Raw genomic sequence first — 20,747 nt, forward strand, 5'->3', positions numbered from 1 at the left:
GTCGAAATGACGGGCGCGGCAAAGAAATTACCGCGCCCGTGAAGGCGGGGGGATCAGGAGGCGGGAGCGGCCGCTTCGACCTTCAGCGATACCAGGCCGATGCCCAGCTTCTTCGGCGTGAAGCCGCCGCTGGCGCTCTCTTTCGGCTCGGTCGGTGCCGGCGGGGTAATGCTGATTTTCTGCGCGCCGCGCGGGTTGTCGAAACGCAGGGTGACGGTGCTGTCCTGCTCGCCGAGCGACACGAAGCGCTCTTCGTCGCCGACGCGCACCGAAATCGGTTCGCCGACGTTGTTGCCGTAGGCGCGGGCGCGCAGCACCAGATCGAAGGTTTTCGGCAGCGGATCGACATAATCGATGTCGACCGCCGGCGCCAGGTTGGCGTCGGACCAGCGGCCCCACTCCTCGACGGCGGAGACGCCGGTAATGGCTTTCACCTGTTCCGGCATGCCGGGCAGCATGAACTCGATGGCGTCCGCCCGGTACTTCATCGCCGCGTCGTCCACCTGCAGGCGGGCGACGGCGTTTTGGTAATCGGCGACGCTGTCCGCCGCCGGGCCGGTAAAGTTCACCTTACCGCGGAAGCGCTCGCCGCTGGCCTGCACGATCTGCGGCGGCGAGGCCAGGGTGCCGGAGGCCACGCAGATGTCGGTGCTCAGCGCCAGCTGCGGCGCCCAGACCCGGCCGATCTCGTAGCATTTATCGACCCAGACGAATTTCTCCCCCGCCCCCAGCCCGGCCAGCTGCTTGCGCAGCGGGGTGGAGAGGTAGACGTTGAACATCGGTTCGATGCGGTTGTCGCCCACCCGCAGGATGAACGGCACCTTGTAGGTGACGCCGGAGAAGCTGAAGCTGCGCTGGCGCGTGTCCACGCTGTAGTCGCTGATGCGGTTCGGCAGGCCCCACTGATTGATCACCGCCGGTTTCCAGCCGTTGATCTTCTCTTCGATGTTCAGGAACACCGTGGACAGCGACGGCGCCGACAGGCTGCTGCGGCCAAGGCCGATGTAGTTGTCGCCGCCCATCACGTCCAGCACCGTGGCACCGTTGTCCAGCGTGCTGCGCTTCTCGTTGCGCTGTTCCGCCAGTGGCCGGGTGCCGTCGATGATGAAGAACAGGTTGCGGCGCTTCTGTTTGGTCAGGATGTCGTAGGCGGTGTTGTTCATCGCCAGATGATCGGAGGACACCACGATCACGGTGTTGCTGAAATAGGGCGAGCGTTTGATTTTGTCGATCAGCGCGGCGATGTGTTGCTGGCTGCAGGCCACCGCGCTCAGCGAGCGGTTTTCCTTGTTCTGCCAGGCGTAGCTTTTCTTGCTGCAGCCGGCGGAGATAAAACCGTCCGGGTGATGGGTATCGACGGTCAGGGTAAACAGCGAGAACGGCTGGCGCTGTTTGGACAGCTCGACGAACTTGCCGTACACCACGTCCAGCACGCTGTCGTCGTACCAACCCCAGTCGTTTTTGTAGCTCGGATCGGCGACCTGTTCGCGCAGCTCTTTGAAGCCGTAAACGTGGTCGAAGCCGTGGGATTTCAGGAAGGTGTCTTTACCGGCGAACGCCAGCTCGGCGCCCTGATAGAAAGAGTTGCTGTAGCCGGCGGCCTTCAGCACGTCGCCCAGGCAGACGTTCTCCGGGTAGAAGGTGGAGACCGCGCTGGAGGCGTTGCCGTCGAAGGGGGCGAACAGCGGAATGCCGCACTGCGAGGCGACCATGCCGGCGATGGTGTAACCGGTGCCCGGCAGCTGCTGGGTGTTGCTGAAATCGATGCTGTCCGTGCGCAGGGCGTTCAGCTCGTCGGCCAGGCCGGGAAACAGCTCGGTATCGAAGTAGGTGCGCTCCAGACTCTCGGCATAGATGTACACCAGGTTCGGCCGTTTGCCCTGCACGGTCTTTTTCGGCGCCTTGTAGTAGGTGGTGAAATCGGCGGTATCGCCGACGATCTGGCTCTTGACCAGCAGCGAGATGTCCTGAAACGCCGGGGTGGTGCCGACCGAGAACAGCGCCAGCAGCACGGCGACGACGCTGTAGGCCACGCTGCTGCCTTTGGCCTTGCGGCGCAGCAGGCTGCGGGCCAGCACCGCGAAGATAAGTCCCAGCGCCGCCAGCAGGCCGATAAACGGCAGCACGTATTTGCTGATGCCCGCGCCTTTGAGGCTGCTGGTGACGGTATAGATCACCGCGTCGGTGATGCCGTCGCCGGTGAAGTAGTTGCTGGCGATCAGGATGACGTTCAGCACCAGATAGCTGCCGAGCAGCGTCAGCAGAATGGCGAACCACCAGCGGTTGGCGGCGGCCCGGGTGCGATAAATCAAAATCGACGCCAAAAAGAGAACAAACGAAACGACTGCTAAAACCATCCGCCAAACCTTGTCTGATTGAAATAAAACCGTTGCTGCCCTGGGTTGCGCCGCCGAGTGTGCCGCGGCGCGAAAAGTGAAGGGTATAGCCTATTGCCGGCGGCGGAACAACGCGCGATCTCCCGCTACGGCCGACGAGCGGCGGCTATTGTACATTTTTATGACAATAGTGTGACGTTAATCACGCCGACGGCGGCCTCGGCGGCGAAAGCTTGCTGGTCGGAGGTTTCGCTCTACGCTTAATGAGCGCCACGACGGCGCGTCCATCAGCCATTCAGGAGGAAGTATGCAGACGATTTCCGCAGCGGTACTCGACGATCTGGCCCCGCAAGGCGTGTTGCGCGCGGCGATCAATCTCGGCAATCCGGTGCTGGCGCAGGCCGGGGCCGGTGGCAAACCGCAAGGCGCTTCGGTGGAGCTAGCCACCGCTCTGGCCCAGGAGCTGGGCGTGGCGCTCGAACTGGTCACCTATGACGCGGCGGGCAAGGTGTTCGCCGATCTGGAGAGCGGCGCCTGGAACCTGGCGTTTATGGCCATCGAGCCGGTGCGCGCGGCGCAGATCGCCTTCAGCGAACCCTACGTGATCATCGAGGGGACTTATCTGGTGGCGAACGACGCGCCTTACTCTGAGGTGGCGCAGCTCGACAGGCCGGAGGTGCGCATTGCGGTCGGTCAGGGTGCCGCGTACGATCTGTTTTTGTCGCGCACGCTGCAGCAGGCGCAGCTGGTGCGGGCGGCTACTTCCGCCGAGGCGATCGCGCTGTTTTTCGAACGCGGGCTGGAGGCGGCGGCCGGCGTGCGTCAACCGCTGCTGGCCGCCGCGGCCGCCCATCCCGGCTACCGAGTGCTGGATGGGCATTTCACCGCCATTCGCCAGGCGATGGCGGTGCCGAGGCAAAAAACGCAGGGCGCCGCCTACGTGAACGCGTTTATCGAACGCTGCAAGGCCAACGGGCTGGTGAAGGCGGCCCTGCAGCGCAGCGGCCAGGGCGAGGTGACGGTGGCGCCGCCGGCCGCCTCGGCGTGATCAGTTCAGCTCCACCGCATACTGGTCTACCGGGGTGACTTTCTTGATCAGCTTGTTGTCGAACAGAAATTGTTCGTATGCCTGGTAGCGCGCGCGATCCAACTTGGCCGGATCGCGGGCGAACAGCGGCAGGCTGGCTTGCCACGCCTGTTTGTTCAGCTCGGTATTCAGCTCCGGGTGCGCCTTGGCGAACGCCAGCCAGGTGTCCTGCGGGTGCGCGTGCAGGTAGTCGCTGCCTTGCTTCAGCGCGGCGAGGAATTTGCGGATTTTCGGCTCGTTCACCGCATCTCGGTTGGCGACGATGATCAGCTCGTCGTAGGCCGGCACGCCGTAATCTTCGACGTTGAACACCACCGGTTCTTTACCCTGCAGCTTGAGCTCCAGCGCTTCGATGTTGCGGTAGCCGCCGATCACCGCATCGACCTGGCCCGCCAGCAGGGCGCTGGTCAGCTGGAAGTTGACGTTGATGAGCTTGATGTCCTGCGGCTTGAGGTGTTCGTGTTCGACCATGGTGGCCAGCGTCGCCTGTTCGATGCCGCTAACCGAGTAACCCACCGTCTTGCCCTTGAGATCCGCCGGCGACGTGATGTTTTTATCCAGCGCGATCACCGTATTCAGCGGCGTGTTGATCAGCGTGCCGACGCGCATCAGCGGCAGGCCCTGATCGGCGAAGAAATGCAGCTGCGGCTGATAGGTGATGGCGAGGTCGGCCTGTTTGGCGGCCACCAGCCGCGGCGGCAGCGCCGGATCGGACGGCGGCACGATCTTGACGTCCAGCCCTGCGGCCTTGAAGGCGCCGATCTGCTCGGCCACCATAATTGGCGCGTGATCGGGGTTGATGTACCAGTCGAGCACCAGCGTCAGCTTGTCGGCCGCGCCGGCTTGGCCGGTGAGGGCGGCGCCGAGCAGCAGTCCGCAGAGGGTTTGTTTGATCATGGTCGTTCCTTTATCCCTGGTTATGGTTGCAATCATCAGTCGTTTTCCGGCGCCCAGGCGATCAGGCGCCGCAGCAGCGCATCCACCGCGGCCCACAGCAGCACGGTCATCAGCACCAAAATAAACAGCGCGGCGAAGCAGACGTCGGTCTGCATGCGCGCGTTGGCGTTCAGCATCACGTAGCCCAGCCCCTCGGCCGAGCCGACCCATTCGCCGATAATGGCGCCGATCGGCGCGACGGCGGCGGCCATGCGCAGGCCGGAGCCGAAGGCCGGCAGCGCCGCCATCAGCCGCACGTGCCGCAGCTGCGCCCAACGCGAAGCGCGCATCGTGCGCGCCAGATCGAGATAGTCGTTGTTAACCCGGCGCAGCCCGTCGAAAAAGGCCGACACCACCGGGAAGAAGATCACCAGCACCGCCATCGCCACTTTGGCGCTCATGCCGAAGCCGAACCACAGCACCAGCAATGGGGCCAGGGCGAACACCGGTATCGCCTGGCTGGTGAGCACCAGCGGCATCAGCCAGCGTTGCAGCCGCGGCGAGAAAATCATGCACAGCGCCAGCGCCGCGCCGAGCAACACGCCGAGCGCCAGCCCGCTGACGATCTCCGAAGCGGTGACCAGCGTGTGCCAGGCGAGATAGCCGCGCCCGTCCCACAGCGCCTGCGCCACTGCGCCCGGCGTGGGCAGCAGAAAGGCCGGAATGCCGCTTTGCGCCGCCAGCCACCACAGCAGCAGCAGGCCGATGAAGACCGTCAACCCACGCCGCAGGCGGGTGAAGCCGCGCTCTTTGGCGATATTCATTGCGCTGCCCTCACCATTTGCAGCAGCAGCTCGGCCTGGCTTTTCAGCAGGTCGGCGTCATCCGGCGCGCGCGGCGGTTGCCCGCTGATGCGGTGGGTATCGTCGAGGCCCAGCGGCCAGGGCGATAGCACCAGCAGCCGGTGGCTCAGGCGGCAAGCCTCCATCGAGTCGTGAGTGATCAGCAGCACGGTATTTTGCGCCAGCAGCTCGGCGGCCAGGCTCTGGATCTCGGCGCGGGTAATGGCGTCCAGCGCGGAAAAGGGTTCGTCCATCAGCACGATCGGCTGGCGTTCGTAGAGCGTGCGGGCGATGGCGGCGCGCTGGCGCATGCCGCCGGACAGCGCGGCGGGCAGGCTGCGGCTATGCGCGGCCAGGCCTACGCGCTCGAGCAGGTGCGCTGTCCATGCCCGATCCGGCGCTTCGCCGCGCAGCCGCGAGCCGAGGGCGACATTGTCTTCGACGCTCAGCCACGGGTAGAGCAGGTCTTTTTGCCCCATGTAGGCGATGCGCCCGGCGATCGGCAGGCCGTCGCTGCCGCTCACCGTACCCGAGCTGGCCTGCGCCAGCCCGGCGATGATCTTCAGCAGGCTGGTTTTGCCGGCGCCGCTGGCGCCGAGCAGGGAGACGAAGCTGCCGCCGGCGATGTCGAAGCTCAGCCGCTCAAAGATCGTCTGTTGACCGAAGCGCAGAGTGAGATCCCGCACCTGGATGCCGGGCGGGAGGCGCGGGGAGGTCATGAGGCGTTCAGCCCCATTTGCCAAAATGCCGCTTCCAGCTGGGTGGCGGTGGTGAAAATCTGCGCCAGCTCGGTAAAGCGGCTTTGTGCGCCGCGCTGGTGGCCGACGGTTTCCAGCAGTTCGATGGCGGCGCGCACGCCGGCCAGATAGCCCTCGTCGCCGTAGTTGCGGATCCAGGAGGCGTAAGGATTGCCCTCCATTTGGGTGGCGGGATCGTGCAGCAGCCGCAGGCCGATTTCGGCATAACCGGCCACGCAGGGCAGCAGGCCGGCCAGCAGATCGAGGGCGTCGCCCGCATGACCGATGTCCAGCACGTAGCGGGTGTAGTTCATGGTTTCCGCCGCCTCCGGCTGGGCGGCGATCTGCGCTTCGCTCAGCCCCCATTCGGCGCAGTAGGCCACGTGCAGCGGCAGCTCGGCGACGATGCCGTTGAGCGAGGCGGTGGCGGCGCGCATTTCCGGCAGGGTGCGCAGCTTGCTGACCAGCAGCGCGTAGGCGCGGGCGAAGTGCAGCAGGAACAGGTAGTCTTGGGTCAGGTAACGGCGAAAAGCGCGTTCAGGCAAGGCGCCGGCGGCCAACTGCTGCAGAAACGGGTGATCGACATAATTTTGCCAGTGGCAGCCGGCCTGTTGGCGCAGCCGGCCGTAAAGACCGCTTTCGAACAGGGTGGTGATGGACATGGGACCTCCTTGAGTCAGTGGAGATCCGGGCACGCTGAGGTATGAACAGGCAACGGGTGATCGCGCGGTTGCCTAACCGTCCCTTCGCTGGCATGACCCAGATCAGGTTCAAAGGGTTCGGCTTACGCCATCTCAGCCCGTAACAGGACACCCCTCGGAGCTGCCTGTTATACGACATTTGTTTTTTGATTACAATCGCCGGGCGGCGCGGCGGCAATCGGTTCGTTTAGTGCGATCGGGGGCGATTTTGCTGGCGCAAAGCGTGCGATTTTTGTCACTGTAGGCCCATGTTTTGCCTTTGAGGACGATGCCCGATGAAAAAGATTGGTTTTCTCTCGTTTGGCCACTGGACGCCTTCCGCCCAGTCCGGCACCCGTTCCGCGGCGGATGCGCTGCTGCAGTCCATCGATCTGGCGGTCGCCGCCGAAGATCTGGGCGCGGACGGCGCCTATTTTCGCGTTCACCATTTCGCGCGTCAGCTGGGATCGCCGTTCCCGCTGCTGGCCGCCATCGGCGCCAAAACCCAACGCATCGAGATCGGCACCGGCGTGATCGACATGCGCTATGAAAATCCGCTGTACATGGTGGAAGACGCCGGCGCGGCGGATCTGATCGCCGGCGGGCGGCTGCAGCTCGGCATCAGCCGCGGCTCGCCGGAGCAGGTCATCGACGGCTGGCGCTATTTCGGCTATGCCCCGGCCGACGGCGAAACCGATGCGGACATGGCCCGCCGCCATACCGAAGTGTTCCTGGAAGCGCTGCGCGGCGAAGGGTTCGCCGAACCCAATCCACAGCCGATGTTCCCGAATCCGCCCGGGCTGCTGCGGCCGGAGCCGTTTTCCGCCGGGCTGCGCGACCGCATCTGGTGGGGCGCAGGTTCCAATGCCACCGCCGTCTGGGCGGCGAAGCTGGGCATGAACCTGCAAAGCTCGACGCTCAAGAACGACGAAACCGGCGAACCCTTTCATATCCAGCAGGCCAAGCAGATCCGCGCCTATCGCGCGGCCTGGCAAGAGGCGGGCCATGCGCGCGAGCCGCGGGTTTCCGTCAGCCGCAGCATCTTCGCGCTGGTGGATCAGCGGGATCGCAACTACTTCGGCGGCAGCGGTAAGGAAGGCGACCAACTGGGGTATATCGATGCGCAAACCCGGGCGATCTTTGGCCGCAGTTACGCCGCAGAACCTGACGCGCTGATCGAACAGCTGGCGCAGGACGAGGCCATCGCCGAAGCGGATACGTTGCTGCTGACCGTGCCTAATCAGCTGGGCGTGGATTACAACGCGCACGTCATCGAATCGATTTTAACCCATGTCGCGCCGGCGCTCGGCTGGCGCTAAACGGAGGATGGCATGTCACGCATTTTCATTACCGGTTCGGTGGACGGGCTGGGCCGCGCCACCGCGCAAACGCTGTTGGACGAAGGGCATCAGGTGATTCTGCATGCGCGCGCACCCGGCCGTCTGGACGCGGTGCGCGATCTGCTGGATCGCGGTGCACAGGCGGCGATCGGCGATTTGTCCGATGTACAGCAGACTCGGCAGCTTGCCGAGCAGGTCAATCGCCTCGGCCGTCCGGACGCGGTGATCCACAATGCCGGCATGTTCACCGGGCCGCAGGTGATGCCGGTGAACGTCATAGCGCCCTACCTGCTGACGGCCCTGATCGAACGTCCCAAGCGTATCGTCTACCTGAGTAGCAGTATGCACTTTGACGGCGTGGCGGAGCTGAACGGCGTAGACTGGCTTGGCGGTGCCGCCGGTTCTTATTCGGACAGCAAGCTGTTCGTCACCACGCTGGCCGCCGCCGTGGCGCGCCTGTGGCCCGACGTCATCAGCAGCGCGGTCGATCCCGGCTGGGTGCCGACCAAAATGGGCGGCGCGGACGCGCCCGACGATCTGGCGCTGGGGCATGTGACGCAGGCATGGCTGGTGAGCAGCGATGAACCACAGGCCCTGGCGTCCGGCGGCTATTGGCATCATCAGCAGCGCTTCGAGCCTCACGCGGCGGTACACGACGAGGCGTTTCAAACGGCGCTGCTGGCGCAATTGGCGCGCGCCGGCGGGGTGATCTTGCCGCAGGTTTAAATGGCTATTCCTTCCAGGCCCGTCGGGGTTATCGGCGGGCTTTTTTATGCCTACAGGGTGAACCGGCGGCGCTTTTCTTATACAGTGGCTTCCTGACCTGTTTTGACCGTTCTCTCTATTATCGCCATGCACACATTCCTGATTATCGTCCCTGAAGGGGGCATGCTGTTCGAAGCGGCGGGCATCGCCGATATCCTGATGCAGGCTAATCGCCTGAGCCCTGCCGAGACGCCGCTGTATCAGATCGCGGTCGCCACTACGCAATCTCACCGAGTGGTGCACGGCCTGTCAGGCCTGAGCCTGCTGGCCGACCATCGCCTGGCGGATCTCGATCCGTTCCTGCCGCGCGATACCGTGATCGTCGCCGGCAAAGGGGCGAGCGAAGAAGAGGGCGCCCTGGTGGCGGATTGGGTGCGCCGCGCGGCGCCGCAGACGCGCCGTATCGCCTCCGTTTGCGGCGGCGCACTGTTGCTGGCCGAAGCCGGGTTGCTGGACGGACGGCGGGCGACCACCCACTGGCGACTGGCGGAAACGCTGCAGGCGCGTTTCCCGCAGGTGCAGGTCGAAAACGGCCCGATCTACGTGCAGGACGGGCCGATTTGGACCTCCGGCGGCGTCAGCTCCGGCTTCGACCTGACGCTGGCGCTGGTGGAGGACGACTACGGCTTCGTGCAGGCGCGTGAAGTGGCGCAGGATCTGGTGATGTTTCTGCGCCGCCCCGGCGGGCAGGCGCAGTTCAGCCGCTACCCGCTCAACCAGGCCAAATCGCCGGGCCCGATCCGCGACCTGCAGTCCTGGATCCTGGAAAACCTCGCCGACGATCTCAGCGTCGAACGGTTGGCCGAACGCGTGGCGATGAGCCCGCGCAACTTTACCCGCGTGTTCACCCGCGAGACGGGCATTTCTCCCGCCAAATTCGTCGAAGAAGGGCGGTTGCATACCGCCAGACAGCGTCTGGAGCAAAGTGTGGAAGGCATCGAGCAGGTCGCCCTGGCCACCGGCTTTGGCAACGGCCTTAACCTGCGGCGGGTGTTTGAGCGAAAACTGCAGCTGACCCCGAGCGAATACCGCGAACGCTTTCATGCGCGCAATTTGGCGTAAATTGATCGGTAAACGTCATTTACGCCGCTTCGGGGCAGGGCTAGAGTTGAGGCAAAGCCCAAAACGAGGAGTGCATCATGGTGAGAGTAGGCATTAATGGATTCGGCAGGATCGGACGCAACGTGCTGCGCGCGGCGCTGGGGCGCAGCGATTTTGAAGTGGTGGCGATCAACGATCTGACCGACAGCAAGACGCTGGCGCACCTGCTGAAATACGACACGCTTTCCGGCACGCTGGCGGCCAGGGTCGAAGCCGGCGACAACCAGCTGCTGCTGGACGGCCGGCCGATTCAGGTGTTTTCGCAGCGCGATCCCGCCGAGATCCCCTGGAGCAGCGTGGGCGTGGACGTGGTGATCGAAGCGACGGGCTTCTTTACCGACAAGGCCAAGGCGGAAGTGCACATCACGCATGGCGGCGCCAAGCGGGTGATTATCTCGGCGCCGGCCAAGAACGATGACATCACGCTGGTGATGGGGGTTAACGATCACCTCTACGATCCGGCGCTGCATAAGGTGGTCAGCAACGGCAGCTGCACCACCAACGGGCTGGCGCCCGCCGCACAGGTGCTGCATCAGGCGTTCGGCATCGAATACGGGTTGATGAACACCACGCATGCCTATACCAACAGCCAGGCGCTGCACGATCAGCCGGAAAAAGATCTGCGCGGCGCACGGGCGGCGGCGGAGTCTATCGTGCCTTACTCCAGCGGTGCGGCCAAGGCGCTCGGCAAGGTGATCCCCGAACTGGACGGCCGCCTGACCGGTTATTCACTGCGGGTGCCGGTGCCGGTGGTTTCCATCGTCGATCTGACGGTGACGCTGAAACGCCCGGCGACGGCGGAGGAGATCAACGCGGCGTTCCGCGCGGCGGCGGCGTCCGGCCCGCTGAAAGGGATCCTGGGATACAGCGATGAGCCGCTGGTGTCGAGCGACTACCGGGGCGATGCGCGCTCGTCGATTATCGACGGTTTGTCCACGCTGGTGATCGGCGGCAATCTGGTGAAAGTGCTCGCCTGGTATGACAACGAGTGGGGCTTCTCCAATCGGTTGGTCGATCTGGCGCTGCTGATGGAAAAGCGCGGGCTGTAAACGCCCAACAGCAAAAAGCCCGCTTAAGTTGCCTTAAGCGGGCTTTTCTAAATATGGCTCCTCTGACTGGACTCGAACCAGTGACATACGGATTAACAGTCCGCCGTTCTACCGACTGAACTACAGAGGAATCGTGTGAACGGGGCGCATCATATCCAGCTGCCCCGGGTGTGTCAACGCTAAATTTCCCCAGGCGGTGCGACTGCTCGGTATCTGAGCAATAAGCCTGTCAATCAGCCCATTGCGCGTCGTTTTCTGCCTGGGCGCGCAGCAGGCGCGCCAGCGGATCCTGGCGGTAGAAGCGGCAAAAGTGCTGATACAGCGCCGGGAAGCGTTCGGCCAGCAGCTCGGGGGCGCTGAAGAAGTACTCCGACAGCACGGCGAAGCACTCGGCCGCATCGGTGGCGGCGTAGGCATCCATGCTGGCGGCCTCTTCGCCGACCATGTCGATCTCGTCCTGCAGGCTTTCCATCGCGGCGTGCAGATCGTGCTCCCAGGCGGCCACCTCGCGCAGCGGGATCGGCGGCACGCCGGTGGCGACGCCGCCGTTGCGCATATCCAGCTTGTGTACCGCTTCGTGGATCACCAGATTAAAACCGGAAAGGTCGAAAGAGTCCTGCACGTCTTGCCAGTTGAGCACGATCGGCCCCTGTTCCCAGCTTTGGCCGGACTGCACCACCGGCCCCGAGTGCACCAGGCCGATCTCGTCCTGCCATTCGTCTTCCACCACGAATGGGGTGGGGTAGAGCAGAATTTCGTTGAAGCCGTCGAGGCACTCCGCGCCCAGCTCCAGCACCGGCAAGGCGAACAGCAGGGCGATGCGCGCCTGCATCTGCGAGGTGAGCTGCAGCCCCTGCAGCGGCACGATGCGCTTTTGCTGCAAAATCTGCCCGGCGACGGCCACCAGCCGCTGCCGCTCTTGCTCATTCAGCGGCGAGAGCAGCGGGATCGCCAGCGCGTCCCGCCACTGTGCCTGGGTATCCGCCTCGGAGTGAGAAGGTTGAGTCGCTTTCCACGGCCATTTAATCATCAGGTTGCTCGTAAAGTCGTCACTTGAACGTTCAGCGGTATGCTAATGCTGTAAAAATGCCGTAAAAGCGGGCATGATAGCAAGCGTTGTCAGGAGAGATGCCGGAGCGGCTGAACGGACCAGTCTCGAAAACTGGAGTAGGGGCAACTCTACCGGGGGTTCAAATCCCCCTCTCTCCGCCATTATTCAATCACTTACGAAAAAATCTTTCAACGATCCCCATCACAGTTAAAGCGCCCCGGCCCTGCAGGCCGACACGCCTTCCCCTTTGTTCTCGATTATTTCCCGACGCAATCAAACATCATTCGAACGCGCATCCAGATAGGCGGCATATTGATGCTCTGTCGCTTGACGCGCCTGATGACGCCGCTTGGCGACGATCATCGCCACCGTCAGCAGGGCGGGCAGCGCCAGGACGGCGAAAATGGTGCTGAAGCTCCAACCGAGCGCCAGCATTTCAGCCCCGGCCAGCGCGCTTAAGATAGCGCCCAAACGGCCGATGCCGTGCATCCAGCTGGAGCCGGTGGCTCGCGCTTCGGTGGGGTAAAAGCTGGCCGACAACGCGTTCATGCCGGTGTTGGCGCCCCCGATGCAGAACCCGATGGCCATCGCGCAGCCGCTCATCAGGAGGGGGTAACCCATCGCCATCCCCATCAGCAGAGTGAACAGCGCCCCCAACCCATAAATCGACGCCAACGCGCGATGCGGTTCGGATCTGTCCATCAACCACCCGGAAAATAGCGACCCTAATGTCCCGCCCGCCTGAAACAGCGCGGTGATGACCGCCGCTTGCGCGATGTTGAAACCGCTGTCTTTAATCAGCAGCGGCAGCCAACTGCCTAAGGTGTAGTACAGAAACAGCGCGCTAAAATACGCGCCCCACAGCATTAAACTGCCGAAGCGGTACCGTGCGCTTACCACCAGTTTAACCGGATGAGTGCAGACCTGGCCCGGCGGGGGCAGAACGACGGTAGAATGTCGAAAATCGCGATCGGGCGCCAGTTTCGCCAGAATGCGCTGAATGCCGCCCTGATCTGCCCGTTTCGCCACCAGGAAACACACCGATTCGGGTAACGCCGCCATCAGCACGGGCGCGAACAGCAGGGGCAAGATCCCGCCGAGCAGCAGCACGGCATGCCAGCCGAAGCGCGGCATCAGCCAGGACGCGGCGAATCCGCCCAAGGCGGCGCCAAAGGTGAAGCCGCAGAAAACCACGGTAATCAAGAAAGCGCGGCGTCGGGCGGGCGCGAACTCCGCCACCAGGGTGCCGACATTCGGCATGGCGGCGCCGAGCCCCAATCCGGTGAGCAGGCGAAATAACATCATCTGCTCCATATTTTGAGAAAACGCCGTCACCAGCGTCCAAACGCCAAAAAAGAATACGCTGTTGATGATGACGACTTTGCGGCCGAATCTGTCTGACAATGGTCCGGATAGCATCGCGCCCAGCGACAGGCCAATCAGCGCCGCGCTGATCACCAGCCCCAGTTCGCGGTTAGTGATTTGCCAATCCGCCTTAAGCTCTGGCGCAATAAATCCCATGATAACGATATCGAATCCATCCAGAGCAATGATGCAAAAGCCGAGTAGCACGATCATCTTTTGCCATTTGCCTAACGGGCGGTCGTCGATCAGCGCCCGAACATTGATTGCGTTGTTTCCCGACATGGGGTGCTCCCGGTGCAGTAGTTGAGTGTCATCACTATAAGCAGCCCCTGGGCGGACGTTAAACGGCGATAATCGAAAAAATGTGCGTTTATCGGACAATTGAGCCGGCGGTGAGTGACGAGGCAGTGTTAACTTTATGTTATAAAAAGGGATTGCCGTGAGAATGGCTGCGCCGGAGGCCACTGAGAGTGTGAGCGCGATCATTAACCTTTTCAGTAAGATGGAAGAACAGGCGGGCCGTGATGGCCCGCGCGATTAACGCATGGCGGTGAGCCGAACCGGGGCGTTGGCGGCCCCAAAGCCGCGGTAGCCGCCTCGGCGCTCCAGAAGTTCGAAGAAGAAGCGGCCTTTTTCATAGGGCACGGTGTAGACATGCAGCAATTCTCCGCCCTGATCGTCTCGATCGTAGAGCACATTGCCCGCTTGCAGCTGTGAGAGGAAAGCGGGGTCCAGATCGAAACGCGCTCTGAGATCGTGATAGTAGTTATCGGGAATACGCAGCGTTTTTAATCCGCGCGCCTGCGCCGCTTTCACCATGCTGAACAGATCCTCGCAGCCAAAGGCGACGTGCTGTAAGCCTGCGCCCTGATAGGCGGTTAACGCCTGGGCGATTTGCGTTTCCCGGCTCACCGACATATTCAGCGGCAGCCGGATGGCGTCGTTGGGGCTGCGCAAGACGCGGCTGCGAACCAAACCCAGCGGATCGGGCAATTCCCACTCGTTGTCCTGCACAAAACCCGGCACGCTGCGCAGGAACATGATCCAGTTGCCGCTCGATTCATCCGCCAGCGCAATCGCCAGGTGATCGATGCTCTGCAGCGCGGGCGGCGGCGCGCTGCGATGCGTCAGATGAAAATCGGCGTGATAAATATCGTTCTTGGGATCTTCGTCCGCTTCCACCAGATAAATCAGGCTGCCGTCCGGTGCGCACAGCGCGGGGATTTGCCGCTCGTTGGGGCCGGTTTCGCCTTGCCAGATGGCGTACCCGTAGTCTTGCGCCCGTTGCAGTAAACGCGCTACGCCGCGCACCCGCCACGCCACGGCGCACAGGGAAATGCCGTGCAGGTGATAATAGCCGCTGGCTTGGCTTTCCGGCTGGGCATTCAGAATGACATTCACTTTGCCGTTGCGATAGAGGGCGACGCTTTTGGAGCGGTGCTCGCCGGCGTGAACCAATTCCAGCTGCGTCAGCCATTGGCCCATCGCCAGCCCGTCGTTGTGCGAGACGGCAAATTCGATAAACTCCAGCGCCAGCAAGGGTGGATGCGGCTGCGAATGGAATAAGGAACGTTCCATGAGCGAGGCCATGGCGTTGGGCAGCAGAGGCTGTTTGGCCAACCAGTCATAGGTTTGCTCCTCCAGCCACAACAACGATCGGAAACCGTCCTGGGCCGTGGGGAGCACCGGCGAGGCGCGGAAACCATCGTTAAATATCTCCAGCGACCAGGCGCCGCGATAGCCATGCGCGGAAAGTTGGGTCATGAACTGGGTCAGATTCAGCTCCCCTTGGCCGGGGAAGCAGCGGAAATGGCGACTCCAGGCGAGCACATCCATCTTCAACAGCGGGGCGTCCGCCAGTTGGACAAACACGATTTTTTCGGGCGGCACGTCCTCGAGGCCATCGAGGTTATCGCCGCGCGACAGGATATGAAAACTATCGAGAATGATCCCCAACGCCGGATGATCTACGGCCTTCACGCGCGCCCAGGCGTCGCGCCACATATTCACGTGACGTCCCCAGGCCAGTGCTTCATAACCGACAGTAATATCATACTCGGCGGCCAACTCCGCCAACGCGCGCAAATCGCTCACTTGCGTGGCCATGTCTTCGCTGCTGTCGGGCGAGACATTGCTGCAGAGCAGCATGCGAGAACAGCCCAGTTGCTGCATGACTTCGAACTTGCGCGCTGCGCGGGAAAGGTTCTGCGCCAGCGTTTCGCGCGGGCCTCCTTCGAAGTCCCGAAACGGTTGGAACAGTAAAATTTCCAGGCCCAGTTCGGCGCACAACTCACGGATTTCCGCCGGTGAGCCGGGGTAGTAGACCAGATCGTTATCGAAAATTTCGACGCCATCAAAGCCTGCGGCGGCGATAGCCCGCAGTTTTTCCGGCAGCGAACCCGATACCGAGACCGTCGCGATAGAACGTTTCATCATTGCCTCCAGTTAAGCGGTCATGGATGACCTGAAAGCGACCATTCAGCAGCGAGGCGGACCACCGACGGGAATTGAATCATGTTATGGACCAAATGAAATGTTTCGTCAATTCAGAACATTACATTACTTTTGGTTATATAAAGCGATCGGTTTTCTCACTTTACTTTTACATATTGCGCTTCCTACACTCTGTCGACATGTACCCTCAAATAATAAGGATACCGGGATGAAAAGTGATTGGATGGCGCGAGAACTGGTGCATCGCGATTACAGTCATCACCCGCCGGCGCTGGCGCCGCTGTATAAAACCAGCGTGCTGCGGTCGCCGCGCAATGCATTAATTTCATTGCAAAACTCGCTGTCTGAACTGACCGCTCCCGTCTTCACGCCAACGGATATCGGCCCGATGGATCACGATCTGATTCTGAATTACGCCAAAGACGGCTTACCGATCGGCGAGCGGATCATCGTGCATGGATTTGTGCGCGATGCCTTCGGGGCGCCGGTGCGCAACGCTCTGGTCGAGGTATGGCAGGCCAATGCGGGAGGGCGCTATCGTCACAAGAAAGATCAGTATCTGGCGCCTATCGATCCCAACTTTGGCGGCTGCGGCAGGATGCTGACCGACGACAACGGGTATTACTGTTTTCGTACCATCAAGCCGGGCCCGTATCCCTGGCGCAATCAGGTCAGCGACTGGCGTCCGGCGCATATTCACTTCTCGCTCTCCGGCGAGGCGTTCGCGCAGCGGTTGATCACGCAGATGTATTTCGAAGGCGATCCGTTGCTCGTTCGCTGCCCCATCTTGCAGTCGGTAGGCAGTGACGATGCGATGCGCACGCTGATTGCCGAGCTGGATATGCACGCCGCCGTGCCGCTGGACAGTCTGGCTTACCGCTTCGATCTGGTGCTGCGGGGCCATCGAGCCACGTGGTTTGAGAACCGTACACAGGGAGCCGCGTGATGAAAAAGTATTTGGCTGAAACGGCCTCGCAAACCGCCGGGCCTTATGTGCACATCGGTTTGGCGCCGCATGCCGCCGGCTTTGATATTTTCGAGCGTAATTTTACCCATGTATTGACGCAACCGGAGACGCGCGGGGAGCGCATCGTGGTGGAAGGGCATGTCTATGACGGCTCCGGCACGCCGGTTCGAGACGCGCTGGTCGAAGTCTGGCAGGCCAACGCCGCCGGGCGATATCAGCACCCCGCCGACGGCCAGTTGGATAAACCCGACGATCCGGCGTTTCGCGGCTGGGGGCGAACCTGTTCGGATTTCACCAGCGGCCTGTGGCAATTCGAGACGATTAAACCGGGGCGCGTGACGGGGCGCGACGGCCGGTTGATGGCGCCCCATCTCAATCTGTGGATAGTGGCCCGCGGCATCAACATCGGGTTGAACACGCGTCTCTACTTTGCCGACGAACAGGCGGCCAATGCCGAAGATCCGGTGTTGAATCTCATCGAGTGGGAAAAACGGCGCAGCACGTTATTGGCGCAAAGGCGGCAGCGCGGGGATCAGACGGTGTACCATTTCGACATCTGGTTACAGGGCGAGAACGAAACCGTTTTTTTTGATATTTGATCCTCCGTTCGCCCTGACAATGAGCTTGCCGCGCCGGCGGCAAGTTAATACTATAAATCATGAACATGACTTCTCGCTTTAGCCAACGCATCCGCCTTCGTCATCTGCACGCCTTTGTCGCTACCGCGCAACAGGGGACGTTGGTGCGCGCCGCACAGCAATTGGGCATCACGCAGCCCGCGCTCTCTAAAACGCTCAACGAACTGGAAAGCCTGGCCGGCGAGCGCCTTTTTTCGCGAAATCGGCAGGGGGCGGAACTGACCGCCGCCGGAACGCGTTTCCTGCAGGATGCCAGCCGCGTTTTGGATGCGCTGAATGTGTTGGGGCGCACGCTTGCCTCGGACAGCGAGGCGCTGCCGGCGCCGCTGCATATCGGCGCGCTGCCCACCACGCTGGTGAGCCTGGTCGCGCCGGTCGTGGTGGGGTTGCAGCAGCAATCCCCCGGCTGGCGCATGCAGGTTACGACGCTGGCCAACGATGCGCTGATGATGGCGGTGAGATCGGGGCAATTAACGTTAGGCATCGGGCGCATGTCAGACCCCTCCCGCATGGAGGGGCTCAACTTCGAGCTGCTGTACCATGAAACGCTGCGGCTGGTGGTTGCTCCTCATCATCCGCTGTTGCATTCGGATGTCTCGCTGGCGGAAGCGTTGAGCTGGCCATTGGTGCTCTCCCCGCGGGGTACGGTGCCGCGTCAGAATGCGGAGGCGCTCATTGTCAGCCACGGGCTGGCGGTGCCGGAAGGGTGCGTCGAGACGTTGTCGGTCACGCTGGCGCGCTGCCTGACGCTACAGTATGGCTATGTGTGGCTGGTGCCTTACGGCGCGGTGCGTGACGACTTGTTCAGCAATCACCTGCGTGCGCTGCCGTTGCCTACCCAGGGCATGGCCGAGCCGCTGGGCATCATTACCCGGCAAGAGGCGCTCTCGTCCCCTGAGCAGCAGCGCCTGGTTGCTGCGCTGCGCCAAAGGGTGCTGGATGTGCCGGTATAACCGTGTCTTCTAGTCGTCCGGTCGCCGCCCGGCGTCGTATTCGGCAAAGACGGACTGCGCCAGATGAAAAGCGGCGTTCGAGGCGGGTAAGCCGCAGTAAAGCGCCGCATGCATCAGAACTTCTTTGATCTCTTCACGCGTGACGCCGTTATTGAAGGCGGCCCGGATATGCATTTTCAGCTCAGCTTCGCGATTCAAGGCGATCAGCATCGCGATGGTGATCAGGCTGCGGGTATGGCGCGACAAGCCCGGACGCGTCCATATTTCCCCCCAGGCGTAGCGAGTGATGAAATGCTGAAACTCCTCGTTGAGCGGCGACAGCGCCGCGAGGGTATTATCGACATGCTCATCGCCCAACACCGCTCTGCGCACCGTCAGGCCTTGCTGATAACGTTGCCGCTGCGTGAGCTGCTCATCCAAAAAGGCCCGGAACGCGCGGTTAAATGCCCGCCAGGCTTCGATGCTGGACAGGTGGGCGGCGGGCAGGATGACGCATTGCGCGTCGGGAATGCCTGCCGCCAAGGCTTTTGCATCGTCGACGGTCGTTACCGCATCCTCATGTCCGGCGATAACCAGCGTCGGAACGCGGATGCCTGCCAGCTCGGCGCGTAAATCGGCGGTCGCCAGCGCGTCGCAGCAAGCGGCATAGCCCTCGGGATCGCAGGCGGTGAGCTGTTGCACGACGGTTTGCACCCTCACGGGAGCGGATTGGCAAAATGCCGGGGTGAACCAGCGCGCTGCCGCGCCATCGCTGACGGCGGACATGCCGCACTGGCGCACCCGCGCGGCGCGTTCTCGCCAAAGCTCCGTCACCCCGATTTTCGCGGCGCTATTGGCGATCGTCAGCGTCAGCAAGCGATCGGCATGAAAGCGCGCCAGCCATAACCCCGTCAGCCCCCCCATAGAGATGCCGCAGAAATGCACCCGATCAATCGCCAGAGTGTCCAGCAGGGACAGCACCTGTTCGCCCAGTCGCGCCAGCGAGCCGGGCTGTTCATCGGGCGCAGAGTCGCCGTGGCCGGCAACGTCGTAGCGCAGAATGCGATAGTGGGCGATGAACGCGTCGCGCTGCGGCTGCCACATTGCCAATGAGGTGCCCAGCGAGTTGCCAAACAGAATAACCGGGGCGTTTTCAGGCCCCTCAAGGACATAATTCAACATGATTGCTCCCTCTCGGCCATCGCCAGGACTTGTTGAATGAAACGCTGCGTGCTGCCGGTGGCATTGGCCGGATCGAGCAAGGTTTCCAGGGTTTCCCGGCTGAGTCGGGAAGAGACTTCCGCATCGGCGCACAGAAGGGTTAACAGGGGTTGCTGGGTGGCCAGGGCTTGCCGGCAGCACCGTTCTATATGATGGTGCGCCTGTTGACGGCCGAGGGTGGGGGCCAAGGCCAGGGTAACCGATTCAGCCATGATCAGCCCCTGCGTCAGCGCCAGATTGCGCCTCATCGCCGCTTCATGCACCTCCAGACCGTTAATGAGATCCAGGCTTTGCGCCAATGCCGCCCCGCTCAGCACCAGGAGCTGCGGCAGGCTTTGCCACTCGGCCTGCCAGCCGCCCAGCGCACGTTCGTGCTCCTGCACCAGGCCGGCATACAATCCCGACATCAACGCAGGCAGACGGTTGGCCGCGCTGAGGATGGCGGCACAGAGCACTGGATTACGCTTATGCGGCATCGTGGAGGAGCCGCCGCGTCCGGGGGCCGACGGTTCGCTGATTTCAGCGACTTCGGTCTGCATCAACAAAGACATGTCGCGCGCCAGCTTGCCGAGCGAGCCCGTCAGGCCGGCATACCAACTCGCCAGCTCCAACAACCGATCGCGTTGGGTATGCCACGGCGTGGCGCTGCGCGGCAGGGCCAGCGCTTGCGCCAGCGCCCGCTCAACGCGCTCGCCCTGTTCGCCGAGCGAGGCGAGCGTGCCGGCCGCGCCGCCGAATTGCAACGCGAGCACGCGTGGCCGCATTTCAGCCAGACGAGCCCGATAGCGCAGCAAGGCGTCCAGCGTGCCGGCCAGCTTCAGCCCCAGCGTCGTTGGCAAAGCGTGTTGCAGCCAGGTGCGGCCCACCATTAACGTTGCGCTATGGCGCCGGCATTGCGCCGTCAGCGCCGCAATCAGCTGGTTGAGCAGCGCGTCGGTTTTATCGAACGCGCTGCGCAGTTGCAGCATCAGCCCGCTGTCAATCGCATCCTGACTGGTCGCCCCCCAGTGAACGAAACGCGCCGCTTCCGGTGAGGTTTGCGCCACCAACGCCGTCAATTGTTTGACGAGGGGAATGGCTAAATTGCCCGCCAATCCGGCGGACTGCGTCAGCGCGGCGGCGTCGAGCTTTTCCGCCTGGCAGTGGCTGCGTATGATCCGCGCGGAAGCGTCATCGATAATCCCTGCAGACGCCAGGGCCTGCGCCAGGCCGGCTTCGAAATCAAGCATGCCCTGCAGCAGCGCCGTGTCGCTGAAGCAGGGCGTTAATGGCGAAGCCATAAACATTGCGCTATAGAGAGACATTC

The 20,747-nt window shown here is 62.6% G+C and carries 18 protein-coding genes, 2 tRNA genes and 1 riboswitch; of the genes, 9 read left to right on the forward strand and 11 right to left on the reverse strand.

Features of this window, described 5'->3' with window-relative positions; all coding sequences use genetic code 11:
• Positions 1 to 53 precede the first annotated feature (53 nt).
• Entirely contained in the window at positions 54 to 2,357 is a 2,304-nt protein-coding gene (gene opgB / locus ACJ8PE_RS02135) for a phosphatidylglycerol--membrane-oligosaccharide glycerophosphotransferase (protein ID WP_197795375.1), read from the reverse strand.
• A 286-nt stretch (positions 2,358 to 2,643) separates the two neighbouring features.
• Between opgB and ACJ8PE_RS02140 the strand changes: the two genes are divergently transcribed.
• Positions 2,644 to 3,384, forward strand: coding sequence for a transporter substrate-binding domain-containing protein (locus tag ACJ8PE_RS02140; RefSeq protein ID WP_197793360.1), 741 nt, complete (start codon positions 2,644 to 2,646; stop codon positions 3,382 to 3,384).
• Here the strand turns inward: ACJ8PE_RS02140 and ACJ8PE_RS02145 are convergent, their stop codons facing one another.
• From ACJ8PE_RS02145 to ACJ8PE_RS02160, 4 genes are read right to left on the reverse strand one after another with little or no spacing between them, the layout of a single operon-like run.
• Positions 3,385 to 4,320, reverse strand: coding sequence for an ABC transporter substrate-binding protein (locus ACJ8PE_RS02145; RefSeq protein ID WP_197793359.1), 936 nt, complete (start codon positions 4,318 to 4,320; stop codon positions 3,385 to 3,387).
• 35 nt (positions 4,321 to 4,355) lie between these two features.
• On the reverse strand, positions 4,356 to 5,123 hold the full coding sequence (locus tag ACJ8PE_RS02150; RefSeq protein WP_042784966.1) for an ABC transporter permease: 768 nt from the start codon (positions 5,121 to 5,123) through the stop codon (positions 4,356 to 4,358).
• Positions 5,120 to 5,860 (reverse strand): ABC transporter ATP-binding protein, encoded by a 741-nt coding sequence (locus ACJ8PE_RS02155; protein ID WP_197793358.1) that lies wholly within the window; start codon positions 5,858 to 5,860, stop codon positions 5,120 to 5,122. The genes ACJ8PE_RS02150 and ACJ8PE_RS02155 overlap by 4 nt, the downstream gene beginning before the upstream one ends.
• A complete protein-coding gene (locus ACJ8PE_RS02160) occupies positions 5,857 to 6,540 on the reverse strand; it encodes a TenA family protein (protein ID WP_197793357.1) in 684 nt (227 codons plus the stop codon). The genes ACJ8PE_RS02155 and ACJ8PE_RS02160 overlap by 4 nt, the downstream gene beginning before the upstream one ends.
• Before the next feature lie 62 nt (positions 6,541 to 6,602).
• Positions 6,603 to 6,705: riboswitch (TPP riboswitch) on the reverse strand.
• Positions 6,706 to 6,854: 149 nt separating this feature from the next.
• Between ACJ8PE_RS02160 and ACJ8PE_RS02165 the strand changes: the two genes are divergently transcribed.
• The 4 genes from ACJ8PE_RS02165 to gap all read left to right on the forward strand — a co-directional run bounded on the left by ACJ8PE_RS02165 (position 6,855) and on the right by gap (position 10,813).
• Positions 6,855 to 7,877, forward strand: coding sequence for an LLM class flavin-dependent oxidoreductase (locus ACJ8PE_RS02165; protein ID WP_042784962.1), 1,023 nt, complete (start codon positions 6,855 to 6,857; stop codon positions 7,875 to 7,877).
• A 12-nt stretch (positions 7,878 to 7,889) separates the two neighbouring features.
• Positions 7,890 to 8,624 (forward strand): SDR family NAD(P)-dependent oxidoreductase, encoded by a 735-nt coding sequence (locus ACJ8PE_RS02170; RefSeq protein WP_197793356.1) that lies wholly within the window; start codon positions 7,890 to 7,892, stop codon positions 8,622 to 8,624.
• A gap of 126 nt (positions 8,625 to 8,750) precedes the next feature.
• Positions 8,751 to 9,725, forward strand: a complete 975-nt coding sequence (locus ACJ8PE_RS02175; RefSeq protein ID WP_404768926.1) for a GlxA family transcriptional regulator — start codon at positions 8,751 to 8,753, stop codon at positions 9,723 to 9,725.
• Between the two features lie 77 nt (positions 9,726 to 9,802).
• Complete coding sequence (gene gap / locus ACJ8PE_RS02180) at positions 9,803 to 10,813, forward strand: type I glyceraldehyde-3-phosphate dehydrogenase (RefSeq protein WP_033643676.1); 1,011 nt, start codon at positions 9,803 to 9,805, stop codon at positions 10,811 to 10,813.
• A 54-nt stretch (positions 10,814 to 10,867) separates the two neighbouring features.
• On the opposite strand, the gene ACJ8PE_RS02185 is transcribed toward gap, so the two are convergent.
• Positions 10,868 to 10,943: transfer RNA gene (locus ACJ8PE_RS02185), tRNA-Asn, on the reverse strand.
• 99 nt (positions 10,944 to 11,042) lie between these two features.
• Positions 11,043 to 11,843, reverse strand: coding sequence for a DgsA anti-repressor MtfA (mtfA, locus tag ACJ8PE_RS02190; RefSeq protein ID WP_197793355.1), 801 nt, complete (start codon positions 11,841 to 11,843; stop codon positions 11,043 to 11,045).
• A gap of 92 nt (positions 11,844 to 11,935) precedes the next feature.
• On the opposite strand from mtfA, the gene ACJ8PE_RS02195 reads away from it, so the two are divergent.
• Positions 11,936 to 12,025: transfer RNA gene (locus ACJ8PE_RS02195), tRNA-Ser, on the forward strand.
• Between the two features lie 112 nt (positions 12,026 to 12,137).
• Here ACJ8PE_RS02195 and ACJ8PE_RS02200 read toward each other — a convergent pair.
• On the reverse strand, positions 12,138 to 13,511 hold the full coding sequence (locus ACJ8PE_RS02200) for an MFS transporter (protein WP_197793378.1): 1,374 nt from the start codon (positions 13,509 to 13,511) through the stop codon (positions 12,138 to 12,140).
• 255 nt (positions 13,512 to 13,766) lie between these two features.
• The gene (locus ACJ8PE_RS02205) at positions 13,767 to 15,662 is read right to left on the reverse strand and encodes a bifunctional sugar phosphate isomerase/epimerase/4-hydroxyphenylpyruvate dioxygenase family protein (RefSeq protein WP_442536709.1); all 1,896 of its coding nucleotides are present in this window, start codon (positions 15,660 to 15,662) and stop codon (positions 13,767 to 13,769) included.
• A gap of 229 nt (positions 15,663 to 15,891) precedes the next feature.
• Between ACJ8PE_RS02205 and pcaH the strand changes: the two genes are divergently transcribed.
• The 3 genes from pcaH to ACJ8PE_RS02220 are packed head-to-tail and all read left to right on the forward strand — an operon-like array spanning position 15,892 to position 18,241.
• Positions 15,892 to 16,629 (forward strand): protocatechuate 3,4-dioxygenase subunit beta, encoded by a 738-nt coding sequence (gene pcaH, locus ACJ8PE_RS02210; protein WP_047025389.1) that lies wholly within the window; start codon positions 15,892 to 15,894, stop codon positions 16,627 to 16,629.
• Entirely contained in the window at positions 16,629 to 17,249 is a 621-nt protein-coding gene (gene pcaG, locus ACJ8PE_RS02215; protein ID WP_197761180.1) for a protocatechuate 3,4-dioxygenase subunit alpha, read from the forward strand. The genes pcaH and pcaG overlap by 1 nt, the downstream gene beginning before the upstream one ends.
• A gap of 59 nt (positions 17,250 to 17,308) precedes the next feature.
• The gene (locus ACJ8PE_RS02220; RefSeq protein ID WP_122003968.1) at positions 17,309 to 18,241 is read left to right on the forward strand and encodes a LysR substrate-binding domain-containing protein; all 933 of its coding nucleotides are present in this window, start codon (positions 17,309 to 17,311) and stop codon (positions 18,239 to 18,241) included.
• A 9-nt stretch (positions 18,242 to 18,250) separates the two neighbouring features.
• Here ACJ8PE_RS02220 and pcaDC read toward each other — a convergent pair whose 3' ends face one another.
• Both pcaDC and ACJ8PE_RS02230 read right to left on the reverse strand, forming a co-directional pair.
• Complete coding sequence (gene pcaDC, locus ACJ8PE_RS02225) at positions 18,251 to 19,405, reverse strand: bifunctional 3-oxoadipate enol-lactonase/4-carboxymuconolactone decarboxylase PcaDC (protein WP_197793377.1); 1,155 nt, start codon at positions 19,403 to 19,405, stop codon at positions 18,251 to 18,253.
• Entirely contained in the window at positions 19,396 to 20,745 is a 1,350-nt protein-coding gene (locus ACJ8PE_RS02230; RefSeq protein WP_197761181.1) for a 3-carboxy-cis,cis-muconate cycloisomerase, read from the reverse strand. The genes pcaDC and ACJ8PE_RS02230 overlap by 10 nt, the downstream gene beginning before the upstream one ends.
• Between the last annotated feature and the right edge of the window lie 2 nt (positions 20,746 to 20,747).

The sequence above is a fragment of the Serratia sp. CY74737 genome (genome assembly GCF_052166775.1).
Classification (GTDB): Bacteria; Pseudomonadota; Gammaproteobacteria; order Enterobacterales; family Enterobacteriaceae; genus Serratia; species Serratia ureilytica.